Genomic DNA, 22,015 nt, shown 5'->3' with positions numbered 1-22,015 from the left:
TAAGACGATACGTACAGTTCGAGTACCACTTGTTTTGTGCATAGAACCTCCCTAAAATTAGACGATGAATATAACGTGCCGTTACATGTACATGTTCGTCGGGCAAAGAACTGTCATCTGAATGACAAAACGACAATAAAATTGCACAAACATTCGCTGCAAAACTGAACGCCTATTAACATGCAAATCCCAGCCTCACTGGCGACAGACTTTCTGATGGTTGCAGGACGTCTCCGAACTGCCCGGCGATACGTGTTAAAGGACAAGGCGCTGATCTCTGGGGCATTCATTCCGGGGAAAGTGCATATCGTCAAGTCCGGATATGTGCGCTTAGGAGCGACCCAAGCAGACGGTCACCATGCCACTCGTGCACTGCTGGGGGAAGCCTCGATCTTTGGAGACCTTCCGTTCTGTCCCGCGAGTTTCGACCAAAACGGAGTTGCCATTGCGAGTGGAGAAACCCACGTTCTCGAACTGGACCGTGTCGCCATAGAGACAGCTGTGCGCCAGGATGAGGCTCTACGCCAGATACTATTAGAGATTTACGCTCTTCAGTTTCAGTTTCTTGATCGTCGACTCCAGTGGCACTTTATCGCACCACTAGAGAAGCGAATTGTGGCGGTACTTCTTGACCTCATGTGTTTTGGAGGAAAGCCCTGCCCACACCATTCAGGGTATGCCCTTGACATCCGGCTGACGCATCAAGATCTCTCTGAGATCGTTCTGGCTGCCCGATCAAACGTGACGCCAATCCTGAACGATCTTCGTGCTCAGAACGTCATTGCCTATTCACGGGCCTACATCTGCCTTCGGTCGCTGGATGCGTTGAGGCAGATCGTCGGAGGAGTTGCCGAGGGACGTGACACCAGCCTTTGGTCGTCTCCGGCACAGTACCCACCCATGTACGCCAGAACAAAATAGGCGCATCCCGTCGCCTTCTGCCTATTCCATGGTGGAGTGGGACGCACTCCTCTTCGTGAACCCCTCAACATGCGTTAGAGCGTCCTTTGCATCGTCTTATCGATACCAAGCCCATGGATGCTTCTGGTCATGTCTGCCCGGCTGTCAACGTGGAGAACTCCCGCGTTGCCATGGACTTGGAACATTAGCGATTAAGCGTCACAATCCCCTGCGGGCGGGAACGATAGTGCACCCCGTCTTGGCTAAGATGCCGTGAGTGCGCAATCGATGGAATCCCATTTTTGTCTAAGAGCAGGCTGTGCAGGATATTGCCCTCTTCGCTCTTGTTCTCATCAGTTTGATTGATCCGTTGGCAGATCACGTAGAGAAACGTCTCCTCTGGAGACAGCGCACATTGGAACGCGGTACTTCCCGGCTGGCTAAACATGCGATTATTGATAAACCACCCCCCTGGGTGAGGAAGTTGCAGTCGGCTGATTTCAACGGGTTTCACCGCGTGTACGCCGGAAATGTCGTAGGTGCTCACTGTGGGGGCTTTGTCATCCTTGTCAGACCGTGGAAGATTGTTCACCGTATAGAGACGCGTCCCTTTTTTGTTGGTGAGCAACCAGCAAATATCCTGACCGCTATTTTCAACAGACCCCAAGAACGTCATTTCGCCGTCCTGAGTAAAACGGTAGACACCGAGCTCGTTTCGCGTCACGAAGCCCACATACAGCAATGATTCTGTCGGATGCGCCCAGATACCTAAAGGCATCGACGGAACGCCGTCCATGCCCTTGTACTTGTAGCCGGCATTCGTCTCGGGTAACTGCATACGACCTCGCTCAGTGAGCCGGCCATCTCGCCCCACCTGAAAGACATGGAGTTGCCCCTGCACGCTCGGCTTGGTGCCAGCCAGAAACGATCTCGTTCCTTCACCGTCGAAATCCACATCGACCTGAAAGTCATTGCCAAACCCAACCTGGGGGTTGGACTGGGGAACGTAGACTTGGGTCGGTTTCTGTGAGTCCTCGACATCAATTTTGGATACAAATCGTAACGCACCGGTGTTTTCTACAGTGAACGAGACGTAGCTGGCTTTCGCTGCACCACGCAACGCCTCAATCTGGTGATAGTCCTCATTCCGGTTTGACACGAGCAGCGTCATGCCACTGAGCGAGAGACTATTGGGGGCGACACCGTGCGACGGAAACGGCGATTCCTTCACATGCCGTAACGATCCATCGGGCTGAATATCGAAGACGGCAATGGTATTGCTGTGTGTGTTGACCGTAAAGAGACGCTTCCCGTCCTGGCTGACAATCAGCGGGGTGTCGTTGTCATGTGGGCCGAGCTTGCCATGGGTGTCATTGTTGATGCCCGTGCCTCCTGTATAGAACGGATTTCCTGGCAACGGATCCAGCGTGCCATCATCGTTTCGGTTATAGCCCAACACCGCATTTTGTCCCTCACGGATGTCGTTTGTTTGGATATACAGAAACTGGTTCTGGTGAGTCGTCATATTCAGACCTCCTCTGATTAATGAATCATGCCTGTGTGTATGCGGTCGTCCCTCAAATCGCCATTCTTCCTGTGCGCCACCCTATGACCCACATGTGACCACCAGGGCCATTCTTCTGATGGCCGCCGACTCTCGGCCTTTCCTGGAATCAATGGCTACTGCCATCGATCAGTCGACCCTCAATGCCTGCTTCGGTTGTGTGGACGCACTTCCTCATCTGCTACAAGAGCCGGCCTCGCTCGCGCATAGAAATTTTGTGCAGGGAGATGGCATTGATGCAAAATCGCAACCCTGACGGCTCTGGTCCATCGGGGAACACATGGCCGAGGTGCGCATCGCACACATTGCAGGTCACCTCGATTCGGTGCGTGCCGTGGCTAGTATCCTGATGATAGGCGACGACTCCTGGCGAGACCGGCTGCGTGAAACTAGGCCACCCCGTATGGCTTTGATACTTGGTCGTAGCATCAAAGAGCTCTGTGCCGCAACAAAGGCACTCGTACCGGCCCGGTTCAAACAGTTGGCAGAGCTCCGAGCTGTGGGCCCGTTCGGTCCCCTTCAGACGGGTGATCCGAAATTGCTTGTCGGTCAGCAGTTCACGCCACTGGGCCTCGGTCTTCTCGACACGGCGGGGCGGGGATGGATTGCCGTGTTTGGCCAGGTGCGTCACCTCACTCCATGTGAGGGTGGCAATCGATGGCACATCATGTGCTTTGTGATATTCCTGTCCTTCCATGAATACTCCCTTGGTCGTACAGAGAGTTACACCCTCCGGTACTTTCTTCTACCAGTGGACATCAGAGCGCACAGATCTATGTGCCCTTTCTCCTATGGGCCTGGTCGCTCCGGCCACAATTCTCTAGCTCAACTATTAGGCTGACTGCGCACTGTCATACGTCATTTTCTTTGAACCTGTCTGTCATCTAGATGACCATCATGATCAATATGCGCACATCAGGGGTTTGCGATCATGCCCTCATCCCGCGTCAGCGCGTGACGGCTCTCTTGGGATAAAGACATTGTATTACTGCAGGGTATTGCTGCAGGGCGAGCCAGTTGCTCCTGAGGGCTACCACCAAGCTGAGATGTGATGAGCTCTCGATTAGATAGGAGGGTTACCCAGACAACAGGGCACGATATCTCCAGGAAAATGGACGCGGTATATCACCGAACGTCACCTTGAGGTCTTCTGAGAAATACATATTGCCGGGGTTGCGGCACTTGATATCATTCCTGCCAGAGACCTACCGGGTTTGTCGTCTAGATGACAGAAAAGCGAAAGAGTAAAGAATAGAATTGTGTTGGCATTCTCCCATTTCGTATGTTCGGAATGGAGCTAACAGTCATTATTGATGAAAGGTGGGAATCATGAATCGACTACTTTTCGGAGTTCTTTTTCTTGCATGCGGGGCTATAGGGCTGACCGGATTATCCATTGCAGAACAAGAAAAACCGTTCGCACCGAACGTCGACGTCGCCACGGGAGCTTTGCGCGTGCCAGACAACTACACAGAATGGCCCACGCTCGGTACCTGGGCTCACGCCAACACTGATGAGAAATTGGAAAAAAATGGGCCCGGCCTCCACGAGTATCACACGGTGTATACGCAGCCATCAACGATTGCCCACTATAAGAAGACGGGACAGTTCCCGGACGGCGCGGTGTTGGTGAAGGAACTCTTAAATGCCGAAACGATGGCGATGACCACGGGGCCCGCAGTCGGTCATGCCACCACTCTCAAAGGTTGGTTTGTGCTCGTGCGCGATACAAAGGGACGGTATAAAGATTCCATGGTATGGGGAGATGGGTGGGCCTGGGGTCTCTTTAATAAGGGCGACATGGGTCACTCCGTCACGAAGAACTACAAAGTCGAATGTGTTCCCTGCCACATTCCTGCACGAGGAATGGCTTCGGCCAATGCGGCAGAAGCGGACAAATGGATCTACACCCTTGGCTACCCTATTTTGCAAAAACAATAGCTCAAGACAGATGATCGTGCCGTGACCCTCAAGAGGATGGTTGGCGGAAGGCAATGTCTCATCCATTTTCCTCATGATTGTGCACATTCAATTTGACAACACCTATGCCAGGGAACTCGAAGGCACGTATGTTCCCTGGCAACCTACCAAGGTCCCTTCGCCAAAGCTTCTTCGATTGAATACGAACCTAGGCGTTCAGTTGAACCTGTCGATGGAAGTGCTGAATAGCCCAATGGGCAGTGCAATACTTTCCGGGAATGAAATTCCAGCCGGCGCAACGCCTATTGCCCAAGCCTACGCAGGCCATCAGTTTGGGAACTTCGCTCCACAACTCGGCGATGGTCGGGCCTTGCTCCTGGGTGAGGTATTGGGGGAAGACGGCCGTCGTAGAGATCTGGCCTTTAAAGGATCGGGGCCGACCCCCTTTTCTCGCGGTGGAGATGGGAAAGCGGCGGTGGGCCCGGTGCTCCGGGAATACCTCATCGGAGAATTCATGCATGCCATGGGTATTCCGACCACTCGCGCACTCGCCGCGGTCTGGACAGGCGAACCAGTTTTTCGTGAGCGTCCGTTGCCGGGGGCTATATTGACCCGCGTCGCGGCCAGTCATCTGCGAATTGGCACCTTTGAATTCTTCGCGGCGCGTGAGGAACCACGCCAGGTACAACGACTCGTGGACTATGCGATCCGACGGCACGATCCTCAGCTCACCGACCATCCTCATCGGTATCAGGAATGGTTCCGGGCCGTGGCTGACCGACAGGCGAGTCTTGTCGCTCGCTGGATGTTGGTCGGTTTCATCCATGGCGTGATGAATACAGACAACACGACGATCTCCGGCGAGACCATCGATTACGGACCCTGTGCGTTTATGGAGGCGTACGACCCACATGCGGTGTTTAGTTCAATCGACTCGCAGGGTCGGTATGCCTATCACAACCAGCCGCACATCCTGCGATGGAATTTGGCACGTCTTGCCGAAGCCATTGCTCCGTTGATGAATACTGTTTCCGGCAAACCTGTCGTCCACCCGCTCATCGAGGTCCTGGAAACTTTTCCGGCTCGCTACCACGACTATTGGCTTACAGGCCTTCGGAAGAAGCTCGGCCTTTCCACGAGCGAGCAAGGGGACGACGCGCTCGCCGAGGAATGGTTGGCATTGCTCCACACACAAGGCGCCGATTACACGCTCGCCTGGCGATACCTCGCCGACGCAGCGGAGGGGAACGTCCGTCCGCTTCAGGCCATGTTTCATGAGCCTTCAGTCCTCTCGTTGTGGCTGAAGCGGTGGCGCATGCGTCTTGATCGTGAGTGCGTTGGAGCGGAGGCACAGGCTGCATCTATGCGGCACACAAACCCGCTGTACATTCCACGGAATCATCGTGTTGAGGAAGCGCTGACCGCTGCTACAGACCATGCTGACCTTGCACCATTCGATCGGCTGTTGAAAGCCGTGACTCGACCGTTTGATGAAGATCCGGAGCTCCATGCCTATGTCGCCCCCGCACCTACTGAAGTGACGGCCTGTTATCAAACGTTCTGCGGTACGTGAGGACAGCGCTCTCTTTATGGTGGAGTCCATGCTACCTGTTATGTCTGTGGGGTACAGAATGGTCATGTGTTTCTCGATAGGCCAAAACCGTCAAAACTTCAATGCTTCATCATTTGAGTCTCTTAGAGCAATGAACGCCGAATTTACGTTTGCTTGAAAGAGATGAGGAGCATCAGATGAGTCAGATGGAGACGACCATACTAGCTGGCGGCTGTTTCTGGGGCATGCAAGATCTCATTCGCAAGCTGCCAGGGGTGCTCTCGACTCGGGTGGGCTATAGCGGCGGCGATGTGCCGAACGCCACCTACCGTAACCATGGAACTCACGCAGAAGCCATTGAAGTGGTGTTTGACCCTGGCAAGCTGACTTTCCGCAGTCTACTTGAGGTGTTTTTTCAAATCCACGACCCCACCACGTTGAATCGCCAGGGCAACGATGTAGGCCCGTCGTATCGATCGGGAATTTACTACACGTCAGAGGTGCAACGTCGCGTTGCGGAGGAAATGATTGCAGATGTCAATAGATCGGGGGTCTGGCCTGGCAAGGTAGTCACAGAGGTTCGGCCCGCAGGCCCATTTTGGGTGGCGGAACCTGGGCATCAGGATTATCTCGAGCGAAATCCCCACGGATATACGTGCCACTTTACAAGATCTCATTGGAAGGTACCGCCTCGAGCGGTTTCTTGATAAGAAGGATCATGTCATTCCGTGTGAGGGGACTTGCGGCAATCATCGAGTCATTCTATCCGAAGCCTGAGAGGGCCGGGCATCCGCCGGTGGGTGTCGAATGCACGCTCCGCATCCATTGCCGATCATGATCGGGAGGTGGCCCTGAAGGACCACAAATGGAAAGTTCCACGGAGATCAACGATCACCCTGAGGACTGATTTAGGTCGAAGGTGCTCGGGCTCAACAGAATACCTACACAGGCTTCTGTAACAAAAGGAGTGCGCGATGAATTCAATGAGGACACAACTGAACATGATAGCAACAATGGTCGTAATCATCTGGATAATGCCGTTCACCCAGCAGGCCACAGCGGGCGACTCCGAGGGAGGGCTGAACAGCTCCTGCGTCCAGCCGAGGAAAACCGCCACCGCTCCGGAAGACATTTTAACTAAGCCGAACCCGTTTCCTGCCTCCAGCGATGTCCTCCAGGCAGGAAAAGGACTGTATCTCCACGATGCGAAGCCCATGGCCTGCGCGCTGTGTCACGGCAAGCGGGGAGAGGGGAAAGGATCGGTCAGCGGCGGAATGATGCCGCCAGCGCGCGATTTCACATGCAGTGCCATGATGCGTGAGATCTCTGACGGGCAACTGTTCTGGATCACAAAACACGGTTCTTCAGGCACAGGGATGATGGCCTTCCCGGATTTGTCAGACGAGGAAGTGTGGCAGCTTGTTCACTATATGAGAAGCCTCGCCAAATGAAGTCCCCTTACATACGTAATTCAAGGCTTCGTCTGATACGAAGCGAACCCTGATCGGGTTTCGGCAACCTTAGCGGTTCAAGGAACCTCGAAGCCAAACCCACGGGGGAAAGTCTTGCCGCTCGGCTACCCACAGCTCCCCATCAGGTATCCTGAAGACCATGTTTGCTCCCCTGAAGCCAAGTAACAGCGATTGATTTCAGTGGGAGCACTCCCATCGAGATACCAGAACTTTCTATTTCTTGTCGTAAACATGACGGAGATCTGTTTACCCGCCATGTAAAGTGCGAACCAGGTCCACGACGCCAGATTTATCTATTACAAGTAAACAGGGGGGCATCGCACGGAACATCACTGCCTGTTAGGCATCTCCAGTGCACTAGATCTGATGGGCAATCGAACATCGGCGCAGAAGTTGTGTGTGTGTTCAACCAGTCGTCTGAGACCCTCGCCAGATCCCAGGGGCAAAAGTTCCGACATCCAAAAAACGCTTTGAACACAAATTGGTGACACACGTGAAAATACAATTCACTACATGGTGTGGGTGGCCGTTCCTCGTTGTGTTGTTGCTGTGTTCCCAGGTCAAGGCTGAAACCGACATGAGTCTGGATGCCTCTGATATGAAGGATATGAAGATGGATGTCGAGTCTGAATCAGGATGGCACGTCGGCGGAGAAATGAACGCGTTTTACACCGACGACGTCGCGCTGTTCTCGGCCTCTCAACGATTGTCGCTGCAAGAGGATCCCACACAGCCGGTCATTCAGACCACCGGCCAAGGTTCGAGCGGAGTGTTTGAACCCGTTGCTCACATCACGCGATCGTTTCAGTCGAGCTGGGGAAAAACGGACCTGACGGCACGGGCACAAGGCTTTGTGTTTACTGACCAGACCGCATTTTCTCATGGTACCTATGGACTGCAGCTGACTCAAACACTACCACGAGAGACGGTCTTCCGGATGCGGTATCACTACGGTCCGCACCTCTTCTTGGGCAATCACGGTCCCGGCGAATTACGATCATCGGATCGTGGGGGAGAGTACGTAACGACACACTTTGGAGCAGCAGAACTGGAGCGTAAACTACTCGAGAATGTCACCATTCGCGGGTTAGCCCGATACGGAGACCGATCGTACAACGAGAGTTTTGCACACCGGAATACTCGCTTTTGGACCCTTGGGACACATGTCATGTGGGAAATCAAGCCGGGAATCGGATTGTTGGTCGGATACCACTACGAACGAGGGCTGGCTGACGGGAGACACAATCCACAAATTGGAGAGGACATCTCCTATGTCACACACTATGTCGAAGCGGAGCTGGAGGCGCGTGTCACGGATGAACTCACCCTGATCGGGGGCTTTGATCTTGAGCGAACCAGCTACACGTCTGGCTTGCCTGGTGATGACTTTCTTGGCGCGCGCGAAAAGATTTACCAGGGGGAAGTGTTGGTACGATATCAGCTTACCGAGGCACTCGCGCTTTCGGTCGGCTATCTGCACGGACGATGGAAACTCAGCTATGAAGACGAAGCAGCCAGAATAAACACCGTGACAGTCGGTAGCCTGTTTCGATTTTGATCGCATGGCTTATGTCTGACCCTCTTCCCCTGCGATAGGCTGACCGTCTCCTAATTTCACAGGCCTCTGTAGGAGGACGAGCCTGATGAAATCGGGCCACATTATGCATTGCAGTAGCCGAGGTACTAGAATCTGCTTTGAAAATGGAGGCCTAAGCCATTGCGATTGTTCACGCTGTATCGTTCTCCATACACCACACACCACCGTTTGCGAAGATCCAAGGCTAGCATTTTCATAACACAGGGTGAGCCAATCGCTCATCATACGGTTTGGCAGAGTGACACCGTTCGCTTCTTCATCAGAGAGTTCTGTGGGATTTGATCAAATAGTCGGTAATCTCGGCATGATCTCTGTATTCGGCTTTGTCATCTCCATGACAGATATTTCCTCGATAAACATCTACAGATGCCTATGTAGTTTTCGTAGGTTCCAAATCAAGTTTTCTAAAGGGGGTATGTCATGGCTATAACAACGAGTGCACGGACAGCATATAAGGTCTTGGTCGTATCAGCAGCACTTGGAGGTCTGCTTGTGTCAGTAACCGGCAGTCCTCGATCTGCTACAGCCGGTTCCCCCCCATCTACACAAGCGGGGAGTCAGAAAACTCTCTATGAACGCCTCGGTGGGTACGACGCCATCTCAGCTGTGGTCAGTGACTTTGGGAACCGGCTCTTTGCTGATCCCAAACTGGCGTCATCCTTTGGAGGATTGCCACCTGACAGACAGGCGCGTTTCAAACAATTGAACGTGTTAATGGTCTGTGCAGCAACCGGTGGCCCCTGTACGTATATCGGGCGGGCTATGCCAGCCACGCATCAGGGAATGAAAATCACAGATATGCAATTTGATCAGGTGGCCGCGCATCTCGTGACCACGCTTGACAAGTTCAAGGTGCCACAGCCTGAGATGGGTGAGCTTCTTGCAATTATCGGCGGGCTACGTGGAGACATTGTGGGGAAATAGCTTCTAGCCGGCGACAAGGGTTGAGCGACATGAGCGCTCAGCCCTTCTTGTCGGGATCTCCACCTCCGGCCTCTGCGTTTCCCTTGCCAGCACTCCTTGAGGCCTCTCAACCGTGTCTGGCCCCCCAATCGGATGCACAATGATCACAGACGCTCGCGAGGCACGGAGAGAACAGCAAAAAGATCTGAGCTGTCACCTTGTATTCATCCCGTCGTCCCCATTTTCTGGAGATGACCTTGTGGGCAAGTCGCGTTGGACGTACGAATGACTGCGCATCATGGCCCCTTCAGCATGTTGCCTAGTTTTTAGGCGTCCGCTGTGGCAGAAGCAGACCACCACTTGTGGTAGGAACGTGGGATTTTCCGCATGTGTCGACATGCGTCATCTGCTCAGAAGGATAATCGACGGGAATGGGGATAGGACTTTCGCTGTCGCCTCACAACGGCCAGCCCTGATCTGCAAAACTATAGAGACGGTCATCACCGAGAATGAGATGGTCGAGCAGCCTGATGCCCAGTAAGTCTCCCGCTTCCCGCAGTCGTGTGGTGAGCGTCCGACTTAGCCATGTCACCAGGACATCTCGGCGCGGGCCCCACAGAAAGGCTCATGAGGAAAGACGGGGTTGTGGGATTAGAACCGGGAATCAATTTCCGGGGCCGACAGATGCTCGACAATGTCCTGATCGAGTACGGCACGATTGTCGTAGTAATAGGACAGGGCATCATAAATTGATGCGAGACTGAGGTGAGGATAGTGCGTGAGTAGCTCTTCCGGAGTCTGCCCGTGATGCAACGCGTAGATCGCAATGGTTCGCACGGTGATGCGCGTTCCTTCAATACACGGGCTCCCACCACAAATGTTTGGATCGCTTGTGATATGAGGGTGAACCACTGTAGGCATGCCCTCAGTGTAGTCCATGCGAATTTGCCTCCGCAAGCTTGAGTTGCAATTCTTGCAATTCTACGAGTGCCACACCACGTCCAGCTGACCAGCATACAGATCGAAGAGGTTGGGCATAAGCAAAATGGACAGGTGTCGCGTCCGCTGGCCCGCAACGCAGACGTTCTGGGTGATGTGATTGTGATATGGTCTGGTGTTCAATAAGCGGCAGCGTGGTCTTGCAAAGCTCGTCTGCGATCACAGAAGCCATGCAGGTCTTCTCGTCCGCGTTTTCGAGCCAGGATAGTGACGGTCTGCGTGATATCAGTCGGGATGCGGAACCCCTTCGGCTCGTTGGCAAGGGTCGAGACCTCATCACTGTCCTATATAGGACAAGGGTCTTGTAAGTCGTTGTAAAACCATGCTACTCATTGGACGGTTCTGAAGTGTCATCTTGTTGATTTTTCTCAGTTTGGTCGGTCCTCTCAAGGCTTAAACACGGGTTCAAATCCCGTTGGGACCACCACCACTGAACCGTTCGACCCGTCCGTTCTGCCACGGACAGCCGGGCTGAATACGCTGCTGTCCAATGCCGAGCAGCCAGAGGCCGAATCGAAACCAGCGGGAGACCAGCACGGTCTCATTGTCGGTCCGCACGAATTGTGGTGGTCCGTATCGTTTCACCGCCTGCACTAGTCCAGTTCTTGGAGTAGCCGAAGCGACGACTTATCCGCCAACCGCTGCAGTCGGAGACAGGCCCGGCTGCCATGATCCAGAACCGCCAGGGCGAGATGTGTGCGGCCATCGGAATCCGTCTTCGCGAGCAGATCACAGCCCCAGATGCGATTGCGCCGCATCGGCCTGGGCACCCGGTGTTTCATCTTCCGTCGGGCTTCATAGATGAGGTATTGATGCCGTCGGCATAGGTCCGCCACATAGGTCTTGCTGACCGTCATCTGTCTGCGTGATCTCCAGCGCCGATTGAAGTGATGCGCGATCGTCCGGCAGCCTGCCTGCGGCATCAAGGCTTTGAGGTGCAGGACTTCCTGCTTCACCCATCGCGGTTTGGGCTGGATCGGCTGCAGTCGTGCGCCCGGTCTGTCCAAGTAGATCGGTCGCCGCCGCCGTCGGCGCCCCACACCGCTCCCATTGAATCACCAGTGCCATAGCCAAATCACACTCGCGCGTAGCCATCTCCAGAGCTGCTCAATGGTGCCCTCCGTCTCCACCGATGAAGGGCAGTGCACACCCGAACAGACCCCCGAAGCGCCATCCCCATTTTTGGGGGGACACATCTGGAGGGACACACATGTGGGAGTCAGGGATTGGGGCAGGGAGGGAGCACATCTCGGTAGCTGGCCGAGGTAGTAGTTGTGAGCCAGAGGCTGATCCGATCAGGGTGCTGAGCGTCTGCCGTTGCGCGGGTTGGTCGACTTGGATCAGTCGCCTCAGCGCGCCTTTGTGGCGAAAGGAGACTGTAAAAGCCTCCACGATATGGAAACGATTGGATCAGATCGTATGCGTGCAAGTGGTGGACACTTTGAGTAAAAGCGGGAGACCAGTTGCCAGACAGAGCGTGGTCAATCGCGCCCTGATCACTCGTTAATACACTGATGGTCGCAGCTGGAGCATGGACCGAAATGGATACACATGTGTATCACTGTTGATATATGCATCGAGAGGATCAATATCGATGCAAAGTGGGTTTCTTGGGAAATCGCGTCAGTTACCGATATGGTACGCATGTTGCTCAGCAGAGAGTTGCTGAAATGTCTGGGTGACAGAAGAATTGTACGGAGCGATCGTACCACCCGCTTCAGTGACCACATCGAGAGGGGCTCGTGCGCCAGGCCCCCGAGACAAAGACTGACAGTACAGATGGCACCAGCGATAAGAGCATCCGTTCACATTCTTCCGTGCCCATGAGTACTCAGTAGTCAGCAATCATGACAACAACACGAAGGAAGACGGGACTTCTCTGGGTGCTCCCGATGCTCCTGATGCACGTGACTGATGGTCCGCGTGTGGCGCGGGAAGTGGCGCTGGGCACGTGTTTGCGACGAGGCACTGGTCATTTGGCCAGCTTGAAACAGCGGGTCGTGTTTCGCCATAGTCCGAGTTCGTAAGTAAGCCGAGTAGTCGGGAAGCACAGCGGTACGGTAATGAGGCAGTCAGGCGATCAGGACGCATGGGCGGAGCGGGCGCGCGCGGATGCCGGTCATGGCGTGGTTCAGATTCATCAATTGGCTGCGGTCTGTCTGAGCGGTGCGGAGCTGGCGCAACGCGCGATGGATGTGGCGATGAACGTTTGTCGGTCGGTGGAGACTGGGGTGTCGGATATTGTGCTGGCCCGCTGTTTTGTGACGGGTCAGGCTGAGGCCATGGGTGCGTCGGGAGAACGGGCTGCACCATATCTGGTGCTCGTGGCCTCGGCTGGTGAGGCGGCACAGTGTGCGGATGCGGCGTGCTCTGGTTGGTCCGAGGGAGTCCCTATAATGAGGCCTCAGTTCGTCACGCAATTCCCGATGCTGGCGGACTTCTTGGACCAGGTCAGTCTGCCCGCGAAGACCGGAGAGGGAGCGTCCATTCGCGACAGACAAGCGGTGAGTAGCCGATGCACGGTGATGGCGATTCCGATGGCAAAGGGGCATCCGCGTCTCCCGGAGTACCAGGACTTTGTCGATCGCTATGCGATTCGATCGGTTGTGGGGTGTAGTGGCGTATGCCCTGATGGCCAGGGTTGTGTCACCGTGTTTTGGCTCCGTGCGTCGGCGTCCGAAGACATGGTGGAGTGCTTGCGCCTGTTGATGGAGGCACTGCATCTAGCATGGGGAACCATGACCGATCGCCTCGCGCGTCCTGCCCGGCATGTGGACACGGCGATGCTGGAGGAGTGGGTCGAGGTATATGGGAAAACGATTGACGCGCAGGGGCGCAGTCTCCGGAAGACCGAGGAACGGATGCACCAACTGGCGAAGCAGATTGTGACGGTGCAAGAGGGAGAACGAGCGCGGATTGCGCGGGAACTTCATGATCATGTGGTCAGCCGGCTGGCTGGCATTGGGTTCACGTTACACGCCGTGGTCCAGGTGCCGCCACAGACGAACGAGGAGCTGCTGGGGGCTCTGCGGGAGATTTTGGTGGAGATCGATGGCTTGGGGGCCTCGGCGCGCTCGCTGGCGTTTCGTCTTCATCCGGTGGTCTTGGACCGTCTGGGGCTCTCGTTGACGTTGCATCGGTTGATCGACGAGTGCGAACGGCAGAAGGGGTTACGCATCACTCGGTCTGTCTGTGAGCTGCGGCAGCCATTGGCGTCGCTGGTGGCCGCGGTGCTGTATCGCGTGGCGGAGGAAGCGTTGCAGAATATCGTGAAGCATGCGGGGGTGCAGGATTGTGTCGTCACCCTGGGTGTGCAGGAGGGCGAGCTGGAGTTGTGTGTGGCGGATCGGGGGCGTGGATTTGCCATGAGCCAGAGCAATGTGGGGAGTGCCGGGTTGGGGTTGCTCAGTATGGCGGAACGCGTGCGGCAGATTCATGGCCGTTTGGTGATTCAGAGTGCTCCGGGTGAAGGAACGATGGTGATCGTTCGGGTGGCCTTGCCGGATGGTGATGGTATTGGGAGGGGATGATGCGGGTCGCATTGTGCGATGACCATCAGATGATGATCGAAGGACAACGCCATGTGTTGGAGGCGATGGGGCATGACGTGGTGGTGACGGCGGGCAATGGACGCGACTTGCTCCGGCAGGTGCAGAACGGAGCGGTGGTAGATCTGGCGATTGTGGATATCAGCATGCCGGTCTTAAATGGGATGGATACCGTTTCGCAACTCGTGGCGCTGTCGCCGAAGACCAAGTGCATTGTGATGTCGATGTACGAGGATCCTGCACGGATTACCGAAGCGCTGCTGTCAGGAGCCAAAGGCTATCTGAGTAAAGCGACCGATCCGCAGGGTTTTAGCGAGGCAGTCCGGATGGTGACGGCTGGACAGTCGTATATCAGCCCTGGCTTGGGTTATGAAGTAGTCTTGCATGGTGGCAAGCACGTCGTTGGAGAACGGGTTATGTCGGCGCGTGAGCGGGAAGTGCTCCAGTTGATTGCTGAAGGATGTGGCGATAAGGAGGTTGCCCAAGAGCTCGGAATAACACCACGGACGGTACGATTCCATCGGGATGTCTTACGACGGGACTTTGGCTGTCCGACGACGGCTGACCTTGTGAAGTTGGCTATCCGCCATGGTTTGACAGAGTGTTGATAGAGGAAGCGGGGCGAGGTGGCTGGCAGTCAGCCGTTTGGCTGTGACATGCCGGAGCGCGCCGCGACCGTTGCGTTGTTGGATCAGAATCGCCACCCGCTTGGGCGTCATATTCACGATGTAACCAGGGATGCGATACCGGGCCTCCCCGGTTTTGGTCACGCGCGCAATCCAGAAAATCGCTTGCCCGATGGTAAATGGGTTGGAGCTCATTGTTTGATGCGCGGCGTATTGTAGTGTCCGCCCTCGATACATATTACGAATTGAGCTCCGTGGCAACCGGGACAATGGCCTTAAGGGAGACTGTTCAGATGGGCCATCATGTAGTGGGACTGCCGGTTACGCCGCGGCTTATGAGGTGAGGGTGAGTGGCATGATGATGTGTTTGAATTGGGTTGTGCGATCAGGGGTTGTCAGGACGCATGGTGTCTGAGGCGATTCCATGTATAGCTGACAGTGCTCTCCCGGCATGGTTTCTAGGGCATCGAGGAGATACTGCGCGTTGAATCCTGCCTTGAATGGCTGTGTCGAAGTTGGAGTTTCGAGAGTTTCGGTGGCTTCTCCTACATCGACGTTGTGTGCATGCAGAGTCAGATGATTGTCTGCAATGGACAGTTCCATCGGTTTGGTGTCTTTCCCTCCAATCACTGAGACTCGTCGAATCGAATCTTCCAAGACGGTTTTCGAAACAGTCAGTCGCGCCGTGGTCAGCGTGGGGATGATCCTGTCATAGGCCGGGTAACTGCCGTCGAGCAGCCGGCTTGTCAGGAGATAGTCGCCGATCTGAAAGCCTGCGAGGGATTGGTTGGCTCCGATGGCAATGAGGGGTGGTTCTTTATCCGGGATAAGTGTTTGCAGAACCTTCCCGGCTTTTTTCGGGATGAGGAGGTGCCGGGTGTCATGGTGGCGTGTGAGCCAGGTGCCAGTGTTTTGTTGTGTGATGACAAGGCGATGACCGTCTGTACCGACGATTTGGAGCGTTGGGGAGGGAGCGTTGGAAATGGTCAGCTTGATGGCGTTCAAGATGTAGCGGCCGTCCGCCTCGCCGACGGCTGGGAGAGTTTCCGTGAGTAGCTGTGACAAGTCCTTGGCGGGGAGGCTGAAGATGAAGGGATCAGGGAGCGGGGGGAGCGCTGGGTAGTCTTCAGCCTTCATGCCGTTGAATTTGGCCTTGGCTTTTCCAGAGGTGATGGTGATGTGGTGGTCGTCATCGATGGACCAGCGGATGGTGTCGGACGTGAGTTCTTTGATGAACTCATAGATTGGGGCGTCAGGAATGAGGAAGGCGCGTTCTTCCATGAGGGGAATGGGAAGGGTGCGTTGGAGACCGAGTTCGAGATCGGTCGCAGCGAGCCGAACCCCGGTGTGGCTTGTGGTGACGTGGATCATGGTAAGTGGCGCAGAGGCGTTTTTGCGGTCAAGAATGCTGTGCATGAGTTTGAGGGTCTGAAGCAGGGTGGTGCGTGGGAATTCAATGATCATGATGCTCCTTGTGTCAGTACGCTATTGGGATGGTGGTGGTTAACACTCAATAACAACGAAACGACCGTAGTTGGGGCCTGGAGTTAAATCGAAGGCTCGGATTTCAGGGACATACTGTTCGATGGTGCGGTGGTGTGTACGTTCTTCTGGTCCGTCTTTGGTCTGGACCAGATCGATGATCGGAGGGAGTTCTTTGGTGATTTTCCTCGCCCGTCCTTTGATGATCCATCGGAGGTTGTTGTGTTCGATGACGGTGTTGTTGTAGAGGCCGGCCGAGATGAGGCGAGTTAAGTGTCCCTTGCGAAGCGGCAGGAGGGGATTGATCACTTTATGTTGATCGAAGGTGAGCAGTTCTGTGATATGGCGATCTTGCCAGAGTCCATGGTCATGGGCTTCGGCATAGATGTCAGCCGGATCGATCCAGTCACTGGAAAAGGTGATTTCGCCTCGAATGAGTAGTGAAGGAATGGTGTAGCGAGGCGCAGTGTCGACCGGGAGAATGGGGAGGTTGTTCGTGCGCAAGAGGCGCCAGAGTTGACGTTTGACGGTTTCGGATGGGTTGGGGGTGCGAACCCGTTTCCCAATGAAGACGGTTTGGCGAAAAGCCTCATATTCTTCCGGTGGGAAGCGAAAGAGGCTGACTTCGCGGTAGTAAGTGCTGAGATAGTAGAGGACTTTTTCGGTGTATTGATGCTCTTGAATAATGTAGATCAGGAGCCCCTCTGGTTGCAGAGTCGGGGTCCAGCGTTTCAGCCAGAGATATTCCGTACGTTCGCCTTGTCCAGCGAAGTCATAGGGGGGATTGAGGAAGAGGCAGGAGAAGCTGTCTCGCGAGACCTCGCAGAGATGGGCGTCCGAGTGCAGGATGGTGGCCGGTGCCGTACGGCATTGAGCGGCGCGTTGTCGGTCGAGTTCGATTCCATAAGGGCTCAGGTTCCATGCTTGAGCGAGGTAGTGAAGGGGAATGCCGTTGCCGGCGCAGGGGTCGAGGAGTCGTCCTAGATGATGCGCGGGGTTGGCGATGAGGGAGCTGACAGAGGAGAGGATACGAGGTGGAGTCGGATAGAATCCGGAAATGCTTCTGCCGGCGATGTGCATGAAGTGTCTGTCCGTTAAAGGTGAAAGAGATGGTGTGTCCGGGTTGATCCCGATAATCCGTTATGCCGCTACTTGAGGAGCGGCCTCTGTGGTGGTGCGTAGGTAGGCCTGTAGCCATTCAATGATGGCCTCGGTCTGGGGATGGAATTCCCACGCCATGCAGTTATAGGTGTGGAGCGGGCGGACCCATTGGTGTTGCTGTGCAGCGGTCCAGAGCGGAGTCGCCCAATCTTTGAGAATGGGGCAAGAGAGGACTCGATCAAGGATGGCCACGAAGTTGAGCGGTGGCGTCTCGGCTCTGTGGTGTCGCTGCAGAATGTACGCTTTCGTGTCATGTTGAATGCCGACGGAGGTGCCGAGTTGAGGGAGCCAGAGCGCTGCGACAGCGCCAGAGGGGAGTCGTTTGTGTACGAACGTAAAGACGGAGTCCGCTTGTTTGGGCCAGTGGATGTCTCCGAGTCCGGTGATCTTGACGGTGAGCCCGATACTCAGCGCAGCTCGGAGGGCTTTGATGGCGTCTGGTTGTCCGGCGATGGACAGCATGCAGACTTCGTGTGTGTTAGGGGTGACCGCATAGGATTCGACAATGGCGTCGTATCCTTCTGTGGAGATGCGAATGAGGTTATCAGTGGTCATCGTGTTAGGCCGCAAAGAGGTTGAGTTGGATGTTGGCGTCATGGTTCCGCTTGCTGGTTTTGGTCGTTGGCTGAATCAATAGTGGCAGCTCAGGCGGTGTATCCTGGTACGTCTGCGCACTGACAGGCTCTGGAATGTCCGGCGTGTCGCTGGCCTGATCTTGTTGATAGTGCGTTGCCAGCTGGGCAAACATGGTTTCCGCGCTGAGGACCGAGGCGTTGCGATCCAGGACTTGTTTGACGAGCTGGGTCATCAGGTCATCTGGTTGCTGATATTGGTTGAGTCCTTCCGCGGTGAGATCCCCTTCGGTTTTGAGGCCTTCGTTGATGCCTGCGGCGACGAGTGCCCAGGCATGTTCTTGCACACTGCCTTTGTAGAGAAAGTAGTGCACATAGACCGGGCGGGTTTGCTTGATGCGCCACGAACGACGTGAGGCTTGGCGCACGAGGTACGTGGAGTAGTCGACTTCGATCCAGGCGATGGTGGGGTAGTCGAGTAAATCTAAACCGGTCGATACCAATTTGGGGTTGCAGATGAGGGCGTCGAGGCCTTTCTTGGTGTGATCGGTAATCCATTTCATGCGTCGTTCTGGGGTGACGGCGGAGGTCAGGATCAAACTGCGAAGGCCGGCGGCCTCAAAGAGTCGTTGCAGGCGTGTTGTGATGTCTTTGGTTTGCGTGTGGGTGCAGTAGACGAGCACGCGTCGTCCTTGTGCACGCTCGCGGAGAATGAGATCGATGAGGGCCTGTTCCTTGGGAAGCACGACGTCTTCTGGAAGCGGGTCTAACGTAAAGACGGGAACGCCGTCGCGATTGGTGATGGTTTCGCCTTGGGTGGCGCGATCTGGGTAAGCCAATAATGCTTGGACGAGGCTGCTGAAGAGATGTCCATCCTTGTTGCGTCGGGCAATGGGAATGAATTGGCGAGCCGCATTTTTGAGCCGTTCGTAGTTGTCGTGTAGTTGTGAAGAGAACTGGCATTCTTGCACGTGTTCTGTGTAGGGCGGGAGTGCGATACCAAGATCTCGTAACTGAAAGAAGGCTGTGTTGGAGACCAGGTGGGGAATGATCTGCGGGGAGATGCCGGGGCGTTCGCGAACGGTGACATGGACGCGCCGTTTGGATTCTTTGCCGACGAGCAGCACCCGGTGGATGTCTTCTTCGGTCGTGCGGGTTTCCCATGTGCCGTACAAGTCCACCCACCGTGGTTCGTCGGTGTGTTTGAAGGCGGCTTTGAGTGCCGGATTCATGCGCCACAAGATGTGAAAGATCGAGGTGGACTTTCCGGACGTCAGGGTGCCGGTGAGCGCGAGGGCGCGTCGACATTTTTGGACCAACAGGCCGAAGGCGAGCCCCTGGGCACTCCCAATCGATTTTTCTTCCTGCACTTCATCGACCAGGATGAGATCAAACAGTCGGGGATGCTTTTTCCCAAGGTAGTCGGCCAGGGCGACGCGCCGTGGGCCGTTGGGATCGTAGGTCCAGAGCGGGCTCTGACATGCGGTGCAGTGTGTTCCTGGCTTGAGGCTCCTGGGGGTTTGTGGGATGCCGTCCTTATCGTCGATGCGGATGCCGCACTGGGGGCAATGGAAATGATGAAAGGTACGTGTATCAATCCGGGTGACCTTGGGGTTGATGGCGCAACGCTTGGCGTAGCTGAGTTTTGCTCGCTCGCGACTGAGAATGCCGAAGAGCGGCCAGCGTCCGTCTGTCGGGAGGGTGGCGAACTGGAGCACATCGGTGATGCTCCGCAGAATGGCTGCATGGGCGCCCGGAAGGAGCGTCTGGATTTCGTCTTTCCATTTCCCGACCAAGTGGGGTGGGGCAAAGATCAGGGTCCGATGAGAGCGGAGCAGGGCGGCGACGGCGGTGCCAATGCGGGTCTTCCCGGTGCTCATTTCCGCTGAGCAAATGGCGCTGTTGTGGGTGTGGAACGCATGAGCCAGCGCGGTGGCCACGTTGGCTTGGGCCGGATAGAGGGGTTCGCCAAATTGCCGCAAGGTCGGACGCGCGGCCTCAAGGACTTCAGGGGTAAATTGCGGGGTGAGCTGATTGGCGGTGGTCGTGCAGAGTGCATCGGAGAAGGTTTCAAGAAAGTGCGCGAGCGGGACGGTGATCGGCGTGGCGTGTGACACACAGCCTCCTCATGGTCTGTACAAAGGGAATGTGGGACGGGTCAGTGCGTTACGGGCGATGGGTTGTCGGCGTATGGACTGTGCCCTGTCGTTCGAGTGCTTGGAGCGTGATGGGCATCGGATCGTGCAGGAGGAGCTTGTGGAGATCCTTGACCTTTGCGTGAGTATGGTGACGGACTTCGACGACGCGATGGCCAGCGTCTACTAACATCGTGCAGGCTTTGTGCTGCGCGGTTTGTCCAGGAGTCTGTCCGCGCTGTGGTTTCCGTTGGTCATTATCCAGAGCGAGGTAGACGGTCTTGGGCTGGAGTTGGCGGACGCATGGGAGTAGCTGGTCAATCAGGTTGATGGAATTCAGCGCGCAGAGAGAGAGCTGATGCTGGAGTAACTGGTTGCCGGCGAGGCAATCGAGCACGCTTTCGGTCACGAGTAATCCTGGCGAGGGACGTCGAATGACCCAGAGGGTTTTGGGCCCGAACGTCCGTCGTCGGTAGAGCTTGGGTTTGGTTGTTTCGTCGAGGGCCCGACATTCGAGGGCGGTCATCGTACGCGGATTGGCTGACGGTGTTGGGATGCCAAGAAATGGCAGTGTCAGGCCGTCCGCATCGACGGTGATGTCGAGATACACGATGCCGAGTTCTTGTGGGAATGCCAGGTGACGGTGAAGGAAGTATTGATGGATCAGAAACGTGCGTTCGGGAGTCATATCCTCGCGCCATCTGCAATACAGGCGCCTGATGTCGTGTGGTGTCAGGACCGGCGGCGCAAGGTCTTTGCGTACTGGCTGCGTGGATGCTGCCGCGCCGAGCAGGTCTTTGACGGCGGTTTGAAAATCGACTCGTTTTAAGCCCATCACAAGGTCAATGCCATCGCCATGGGTATCGCGAGCCCAGTCGATCCATTTCCAGGCGCCATCGACGTAGGACACGGTAAACGAGGGGTTACGGTCTTCCCGAAGCGGAGAATGAAACAGCGCTTTGTGGGGTTTGGCGTAGACCGGTTGGTGGCCAATGGCGCACAGGTAGCGGATGAGGTCGATTTGTCGAGCCTGCGTGACGAGCGTCTCATCTAATTTGGGCATAGGTTTATCAATAAGGGATTGGCCTGTTGCTGCGAATAGCGCAAGGCATAGCGGGAGAGCTTGTCGTGGAAATTGAGGAGCAAGGACTCCAGTTCGGTTTCGTTGAGCATCAGATGATCGACCAGCGGCAGATTCAACAGTTGCCCGGCCAGTGAACATTGGGCGGCATAATTCAGTTGATCGTCAGTCGGGGTAAAGGCGCCTCGTCGAATCCGCGGGTGTGACGAGACGAGAATCAGTCGGTTCGCGCGTTGCGTGAAGGCGATCTTGAACACGTCCTGGGGTGTCGGTCCCAGGGGATGGAGTGGGGTATAGGGAAAGGAGTGCCGACCGACCGGGCTATGGTGTTGGTCGAGCGCAAGTAGGATCGTGTCGCCGGGCGGAATGTTGAGGCGAAGAGTCCTGAGATAGAGCAGGACGTCCTGGGGTCTTCTGATACGCGATTGGTGCGGCGACGATGTCAGGGCGACTGGGTGCATCATGGTCGGGGATCGTGGGGTTGTTGTCACGATCCCCTCTTC

At 55.6% G+C, this 22,015-nt stretch carries 22 protein-coding genes; 10 read left to right on the top strand and 12 right to left on the bottom strand.

Annotated features, from left to right (window positions below):
- Window positions 1-180 precede the first annotated feature (180 nt).
- On the top strand, window positions 181-921 hold the full coding sequence (locus H8K03_21905) for a Crp/Fnr family transcriptional regulator (protein ID UVT22738.1): 741 nt from the start codon (window positions 181-183) through the stop codon (window positions 919-921).
- A 184-nt stretch (window positions 922-1,105) separates the two neighbouring features.
- Here the strand turns inward: H8K03_21905 and H8K03_21900 are convergent, their stop codons facing one another.
- Both H8K03_21900 and msrB read right to left on the bottom strand, forming a co-directional pair.
- Entirely contained in the window at window positions 1,106-2,425 is a 1,320-nt protein-coding gene (locus H8K03_21900; protein UVT22737.1) for a beta-propeller fold lactonase family protein, read from the bottom strand.
- Window positions 2,426-2,645: 220 nt separating this feature from the next.
- Complete coding sequence (msrB, locus tag H8K03_21895) at window positions 2,646-3,161, bottom strand: peptide-methionine (R)-S-oxide reductase MsrB (protein ID UVT22736.1); 516 nt, start codon at window positions 3,159-3,161, stop codon at window positions 2,646-2,648.
- Between the two features lie 632 nt (window positions 3,162-3,793).
- Here msrB and H8K03_21890 point away from each other — a divergent pair.
- The 6 genes from H8K03_21890 to H8K03_21865 all read left to right on the top strand — a co-directional run bounded on the left by H8K03_21890 (window position 3,794) and on the right by H8K03_21865 (window position 9,929).
- Window positions 3,794-4,405 (top strand): cytochrome P460 family protein, encoded by a 612-nt coding sequence (locus H8K03_21890; protein ID UVT22735.1) that lies wholly within the window; start codon window positions 3,794-3,796, stop codon window positions 4,403-4,405.
- A 79-nt stretch (window positions 4,406-4,484) separates the two neighbouring features.
- Window positions 4,485-5,957, top strand: a complete 1,473-nt coding sequence (locus tag H8K03_21885; protein ID UVT22825.1) for a YdiU family protein — start codon at window positions 4,485-4,487, stop codon at window positions 5,955-5,957.
- Window positions 5,958-6,133: 176 nt separating this feature from the next.
- The gene (msrA, locus tag H8K03_21880; GenBank protein UVT22734.1) at window positions 6,134-6,643 is read left to right on the top strand and encodes a peptide-methionine (S)-S-oxide reductase MsrA; all 510 of its coding nucleotides are present in this window, start codon (window positions 6,134-6,136) and stop codon (window positions 6,641-6,643) included.
- Window positions 6,644-6,910: 267 nt separating this feature from the next.
- Window positions 6,911-7,387, top strand: coding sequence for a c-type cytochrome (locus tag H8K03_21875; GenBank protein UVT22733.1), 477 nt, complete (start codon window positions 6,911-6,913; stop codon window positions 7,385-7,387).
- Between the two features lie 514 nt (window positions 7,388-7,901).
- On the top strand, window positions 7,902-8,966 hold the full coding sequence (locus tag H8K03_21870; GenBank protein ID UVT22732.1) for a hypothetical protein: 1,065 nt from the start codon (window positions 7,902-7,904) through the stop codon (window positions 8,964-8,966).
- Between the two features lie 459 nt (window positions 8,967-9,425).
- Entirely contained in the window at window positions 9,426-9,929 is a 504-nt protein-coding gene (locus H8K03_21865) for a group 1 truncated hemoglobin (GenBank protein ID UVT22731.1), read from the top strand.
- A 436-nt stretch (window positions 9,930-10,365) separates the two neighbouring features.
- Here the strand turns inward: H8K03_21865 and H8K03_21860 are convergent, their stop codons facing one another.
- The 4 genes from H8K03_21860 to H8K03_21845 all read right to left on the bottom strand — a co-directional run bounded on the left by H8K03_21860 (window position 10,366) and on the right by H8K03_21845 (window position 11,947).
- Window positions 10,366-10,527 carry a hypothetical protein gene (locus H8K03_21860; protein UVT22824.1) on the bottom strand — a complete coding sequence of 54 codons (162 nt, stop codon included), beginning with the start codon at window positions 10,525-10,527 and terminating at the stop codon, window positions 10,366-10,368.
- A 32-nt stretch (window positions 10,528-10,559) separates the two neighbouring features.
- The gene (locus H8K03_21855) at window positions 10,560-10,829 is read right to left on the bottom strand and encodes a DUF433 domain-containing protein (GenBank protein UVT22823.1); all 270 of its coding nucleotides are present in this window, start codon (window positions 10,827-10,829) and stop codon (window positions 10,560-10,562) included.
- A gap of 483 nt (window positions 10,830-11,312) precedes the next feature.
- The gene (locus H8K03_21850) at window positions 11,313-11,492 is read right to left on the bottom strand and encodes a transposase family protein (GenBank protein UVT22730.1); all 180 of its coding nucleotides are present in this window, start codon (window positions 11,490-11,492) and stop codon (window positions 11,313-11,315) included.
- Between the two features lie 8 nt (window positions 11,493-11,500).
- Window positions 11,501-11,947 carry a hypothetical protein gene (locus H8K03_21845; GenBank protein ID UVT22729.1) on the bottom strand — a complete coding sequence of 149 codons (447 nt, stop codon included), beginning with the start codon at window positions 11,945-11,947 and terminating at the stop codon, window positions 11,501-11,503.
- An 807-nt stretch (window positions 11,948-12,754) separates the two neighbouring features.
- Here H8K03_21845 and H8K03_21840 point away from each other — a divergent pair.
- From H8K03_21840 to H8K03_21830, 3 genes are read left to right on the top strand one after another with little or no spacing between them, the layout of a single operon-like run.
- The gene (locus tag H8K03_21840; protein UVT22728.1) at window positions 12,755-12,934 is read left to right on the top strand and encodes a hypothetical protein; all 180 of its coding nucleotides are present in this window, start codon (window positions 12,755-12,757) and stop codon (window positions 12,932-12,934) included.
- A 36-nt stretch (window positions 12,935-12,970) separates the two neighbouring features.
- Window positions 12,971-14,437, top strand: coding sequence for a sensor histidine kinase (locus H8K03_21835; protein ID UVT22727.1), 1,467 nt, complete (start codon window positions 12,971-12,973; stop codon window positions 14,435-14,437).
- The gene (locus tag H8K03_21830) at window positions 14,434-15,063 is read left to right on the top strand and encodes a response regulator transcription factor (GenBank protein UVT22726.1); all 630 of its coding nucleotides are present in this window, start codon (window positions 14,434-14,436) and stop codon (window positions 15,061-15,063) included. Before H8K03_21835 ends, H8K03_21830 begins: the two co-directional genes overlap by 4 nt.
- A gap of 351 nt (window positions 15,064-15,414) precedes the next feature.
- Here the strand turns inward: H8K03_21830 and dnaN are convergent, their stop codons facing one another.
- From dnaN to H8K03_21800, 6 genes are read right to left on the bottom strand one after another with little or no spacing between them, the layout of a single operon-like run.
- Window positions 15,415-16,545 carry a DNA polymerase III subunit beta gene (dnaN, locus tag H8K03_21825; protein ID UVT22725.1) on the bottom strand — a complete coding sequence of 377 codons (1,131 nt, stop codon included), beginning with the start codon at window positions 16,543-16,545 and terminating at the stop codon, window positions 15,415-15,417.
- Window positions 16,546-16,584: 39 nt separating this feature from the next.
- Window positions 16,585-17,643, bottom strand: coding sequence for a class I SAM-dependent methyltransferase (locus tag H8K03_21820; GenBank protein UVT22724.1), 1,059 nt, complete (start codon window positions 17,641-17,643; stop codon window positions 16,585-16,587).
- 60 nt (window positions 17,644-17,703) lie between these two features.
- Window positions 17,704-18,279, bottom strand: coding sequence for a hypothetical protein (locus H8K03_21815; GenBank protein UVT22723.1), 576 nt, complete (start codon window positions 18,277-18,279; stop codon window positions 17,704-17,706).
- A gap of 4 nt (window positions 18,280-18,283) precedes the next feature.
- Entirely contained in the window at window positions 18,284-20,413 is a 2,130-nt protein-coding gene (locus H8K03_21810; GenBank protein ID UVT22722.1) for a DEAD/DEAH box helicase, read from the bottom strand.
- Between the two features lie 49 nt (window positions 20,414-20,462).
- Window positions 20,463-21,494: a toprim domain-containing protein gene (locus tag H8K03_21805; protein ID UVT22721.1), complete on the bottom strand. Its 1,032-nt coding sequence runs from the start codon at window positions 21,492-21,494 to the stop codon at window positions 20,463-20,465.
- A complete protein-coding gene (locus H8K03_21800; GenBank protein UVT22720.1) occupies window positions 21,482-22,003 on the bottom strand; it encodes a hypothetical protein in 522 nt (173 codons plus the stop codon). The genes H8K03_21805 and H8K03_21800 overlap by 13 nt, the downstream gene beginning before the upstream one ends.
- Window positions 22,004-22,015: the final 12 nt, after the last annotated feature.

Origin of the sequence: Nitrospira sp. (genome assembly GCA_024760545.1) — a bacterium.
In the GTDB taxonomy this organism is placed as follows: Bacteria; Nitrospirota; Nitrospiria; order Nitrospirales; family Nitrospiraceae; genus Nitrospira_D.
Note: the sequence above shows the minus strand (reverse complement) of the source record. Positions and strands in the feature narration are given on the sequence as shown.